This window comes from uncultured Gimesia sp. (genome assembly GCF_937919775.1).
Classification (GTDB): Bacteria; Planctomycetota; Planctomycetia; order Planctomycetales; family Planctomycetaceae; genus Gimesia.
Genome location: NZ_CALFPF010000229.1, coordinates 1 through 4,556 on the forward strand (window position 1 = coordinate 1; position 4,556 = coordinate 4,556).

General features: G+C 51.2%; 2 protein-coding genes. Both read left to right on the plus strand.

Translation table 11 applies throughout. From position 1 onward, the window contains the following. On the plus strand, positions 1-1,499 hold a 1,499-nt coding region (gene priA / locus Q0294_RS06025; RefSeq protein ID WP_299461928.1), incomplete at its 5' end, for a primosomal protein N'. Between the two features lie 137 nt (positions 1,500-1,636). Further along, a partial coding sequence (locus Q0294_RS06030) for a PQQ-dependent sugar dehydrogenase (RefSeq protein WP_299461930.1) occupies positions 1,637-4,556 on the plus strand: 2,920 nt, incomplete at its 3' end.

Here is a 4,556-nt window from a genome sequence, read left to right on the forward strand (position 1 = left end):
TTCAGGCGATTCGTGAAGTGGTCAGTTATGGTCAACAGGCGATTGTACTCGTTCCGGAAATCAGTCTGACGCCTCAGGCCATTCAACGCTTTCGTTCCCGCTTTGATTCGGTAGCGGTTTTGCACAGCCATTTGAGTGACAGCGACCGGCATTATCACTGGCAGAATATCGCAGCCGGTAAAGTGCAGGTCATCGTGGGAGCACGCAGCGCGGTCTTTGCGCCGGCGCCGCATCTGGGATTGATCATTATTGACGAAGAGCACGAAACTTCATTCAAGCAGGAAACTGCGCCCCGTTACCATGCCCGGGAAGTCGCCCGCAAACGTTCGGAACTGGAGAGTGTGCCTTTGATTCTAGGCTCTGCCACGCCGACTTTGAATTCGTGGTTACGGGTAATTGAGAAAAAAGACACGTTGATTTCGATGCCGAAACGTGTCAATGATCTGCCGATGCCCAATGTGAATATTATCGATGTGCGCAATGATGTGCAGATCAGAAGGAACGAGTCGATCGGACGAGTTCTCAATACAGGGATGCAGCACGCGCTGGAAGCCGGAGGGCAGGTCATCCTGTTTTTGAATCTCCGCGGTTATTCCCCCGCGCTCTGGTGCAAGGGGTGTGGGAATTCGGTTAAGTGCCCGCATTGTGAAGTTTCATTGACCTGGCATCGGGATAAGAATCTCGCGGTCTGCCACAGCTGTGATTTTTCCAGTAAACCCCCAACTCAGTGCCCCGGTTGTGGTGCGCCGGGACTGCGTTTTGTTGGTGCGGGAACGCAAAGGCTGGAAGAAGAGGTCAAAGCTAAGTTTCCCGATTATTCCTGCAAACGAATGGACAGCGATACAATGCGCGGCGTAGGCAGCCATGCGCGGGTCTTGAATGCGTTTGCCGCCGGTGAAGTGGATATTTTGCTCGGAACGCAGATGATCGCCAAAGGACTGGACTTCCCGAATGTCACGCTGGTGGGAGTGATCGACGCAGATACGATGTTACATCAGCCCGATTTATTTGCCTCGGAAAGAACGTTCCAACTGATTGCGCAGGTAGCGGGCCGTACGGGGCGGGGCATGCAGGGGGGGCGTGTTTTTGTGCAGACATCCTCACCGGCCGAACCGGCAATCCTGAAAGCGGCGGAACATGATTTTCTGGGATTTGCCAGGCTGGAACTGGGGCATCGCAAAGAGATGCAGGCGCCCCCTTATGCTCATTTTGCGCGGATCATTTTGCGCGGCCCTCAGGAAGAACACGTGCAGGAATTTGCACGCCAGTTATCGAAGATGCTGCTGGATGCTGCGGCTGAGAAAAATCTGGAGATCCATATTCTGGGACCGGCTCCGGCTCCGATTATCAGGCTCAAAAAGTATTTTCGCTATCATTTTCAGTTAGCCGCCGTCAATGTTGATCAGATCCTCCAGCTTTGGCACGAAATCGCCGACAAGTTGCCGCACGAGAAAGGCATCGAATACATTATTGACGTGGATCCGGTTAACATGCGATAACCATCATCTCGATACAAGATCCGGTTTCGCTGGCTGGTATCAACGATTCGCAATTGCAATCGGCAGGAATTCAGGTTTGAATAGTACTATTGAGTACCAGGAACGAGATAACCCCTTTCATAAGAGGAAAAACCAGCATGATCGCCGCCGATAAAAAGCATCGTTTCCGATCATGGTTTGCTGTTCCTCTGGTTTGCGTTTTGCTGGTCTTGCATGTTGTTCGCTTGCAGGCAGAAGAGCCGTCAAAGTCTACGTTTGGCATTGAAGAACGTGTTCCGTGGACCACGTCGAAGATCAAAGGATCCCCCGAACCTTCTCTCCCGTATGAGACAGAGCGTGCCTTTCCCAATCTGAAATTCAATCAGCCGCTTGCGATTGCCACCATTCCCGGACAGAAACGTTTTTTTGTTGCAGAGCGAAAAGGGAAGATCTTTTCGTTTCAATACGAAGATCAAAGCACCTCGCAAGCGGATCTGTTCTTCGATCTCAAAGAGCGGGAAAAGGGACTCAACGAGATTTATGGCATCACGTTTCATCCCCAGTTTGAGAAGCAGCGTTATGTTTATATCTGTTATGTCTTAAAACCCGAACTGCCGGAAGGCACACGTGTTTCCCGATTTAAGGTTCTGGAGACGAATCCCCCCCGCTGTGATCCCGATTCGGAAGAGATTCTGATTGAGTGGTTATCCGGCGGACACAATGGAGGCTGCCTGCGATTTGGACCTGATGGTTATCTCTACATTTCGACCGGCGATGGGGGGCCGGCGTCGCCTCCCGACATTCATAATGCCGGTCAGGATGTCAGTAATCTTCTCTCCTGTATATTGCGAATCGACGTTGATCACCCCGGAACAGATCGTCCTTATTCGATTCCCTCGGATAATCCCTTTGTGAACCAGCGTGGCGCCCGTCCTGAAATCTGGGCCTTCGGTTTTCGCAATCCCTGGAAAATGTGTTTTCATCCCCGGAACGGCGATTTGTGGGTCGGCGATGTGGGCTGGGAATTATGGGAACTCATCTATCGCGTGGAGAAGGGGGGGAATTATGGCTGGAGTATTCGTGAAGGGCATCAACCGGTCAAACCGGGATTGAAGCCGGGACCGACGCCGATTCTCCCTCCGACCATCGAACATTCTCACCGTGAAGCACGTTCGATTACCGGCGGCTATTTTTATGACAGTCCCCGTTTAAAAGAGTTGAAAGACACCTATATTTACGGGGACTATTCGACGGGCAAACTCTGGGGACTTCGCTATGGAGACAAACGTGTCAACTGGCATCAGGAGTTGGCGAACTCGACGCTGAAAGTGACCGCGTTTGCCGTTGATGATACGGGGGAAGTATATATCGTCGACATTGAAGGAGGGGCCTTTCATCGTCTCGTACCGATCAAGGAATCGGATCACAATCCGGATTTTCCGACTCAATTGAGTCAGACAGGGTTATTCCAGTCAACCGCCGCACATCAGGTTGCACCGGGGGTGATTCCCTATTCGATCAATGCCCCTGCCTGGGCGGATCATGCCACTGGAGAGCGATTTGTCGCGTTGCCTGCAGGTACCAGTATTGAGTCTGGTCAGAATCGGTGGAACTTTCCCAAAGACAGCGTGCTGATGAAAACGATTTCCCTGGAGACGGAACGCGGGAATCCTCAGTCAGCGCGACGGCTGGAAACACAATTGCTGCATTTCAACGGCGCACGCTGGTTAGGCTATTCTTATCGCTGGAATGAAGAACAGACTGACGCCAGTCTGGTTGCCACGGAAGGCGACACTGTCAAACTGGAGATCGGCACTCAGGAGAAACCGGCAGAGAAAAGTCATTATGAATGGCAGATTCCCAGCAGAGCTGAATGCGCGGTGTGTCACACACCTTATCAGAATCATCTTTCTGTTTTGTCCTTCGATGAAGCACAGTTGAATCGTAATCAAAAGTATGGCGAGGTGGTCGATCATCAGTTACGGACCCTGGCGCATATTAAAGTACTGCCGGAATCGGTTTGGACTGATTCGAAAGGAGCCAGGGCGCAATATCTGGTTGATCCGTACGATACTTCTGCTGCCTTGAATACGCGGGCGCGTTCTTACCTGCACGCTAACTGCCGGCACTGTCATCGGAGCAATGGCGGAGGCGGTTCGACGATTGAGCTCGACGCCTCTCTGGATTTTGCCGGTATGAAAGCAATCGGCGTTGCGCCGACGCAGGGAACCTTCGGGATTCAGGGGGCGGAAGTGATTTCCCCCGGCGATCCTTTTCGTTCGGTGTTACTCTATCGGATGAGCAAACTGGGAAAAGGGCGGATGCCTTACTCCGGCTCCTCTCTCGTAGATCAGCGCGGGACCCAATTGATTCGGGAATGGATGGAGTTTTTGCCGACGAGTTCGGATAGCAGTGATTTTACAGTTTTAAGATTGCGAAACCGCCAGAGAAATCTGTTGCATGATTCAGTTCAGATTGAAGATCAGGATTTTGTCAGCAAAAAACTTCGGGAAATTCTGGGAAGCACCAGTGGTGCCCTGTTATTACTGGACGCGATTGATCGAATGGCCATGTCAGAGCGAATGAAAAAACTGATCATTCAACTGGCCACTCAATCAGAGAATCCGCTGGTCCGTGATTTATTCGAGCGGTTCCTGCCGGAAGACCAGAGAGTCAAACGGCTGGGAATGAAGATTGATCACGCGGCGCTGTTATCGCTCCAGGGGGATTCGCGCGAGGGGAAAAAGCTGTTTTTTGAAATGTCAGGATTGCAGTGTCGTAATTGTCATCGTGTGCACCAATACGGAAAAGAGGTCGGCCCTGATCTGACTCAGATTGGGAAAAAGCTCTCACGCTCGGAACTGCTGGAGAATATTGTCCAGCCTTCAAATAAAATTGATGAGAAGTATTACACTTGCGTAGTAGAAACCCGTTCGGGCAAAGTACACAGCGGGGTGTTGATCAAAAAAGATGAATCCGGTTTGACTTTGAAAGATCCCAAAAATGAAACACTGCTGATCGCACAGAATGAGATCGAAAGCGTTGTGATGCAGAAAAAGTCTATTATGCCCGAACAGT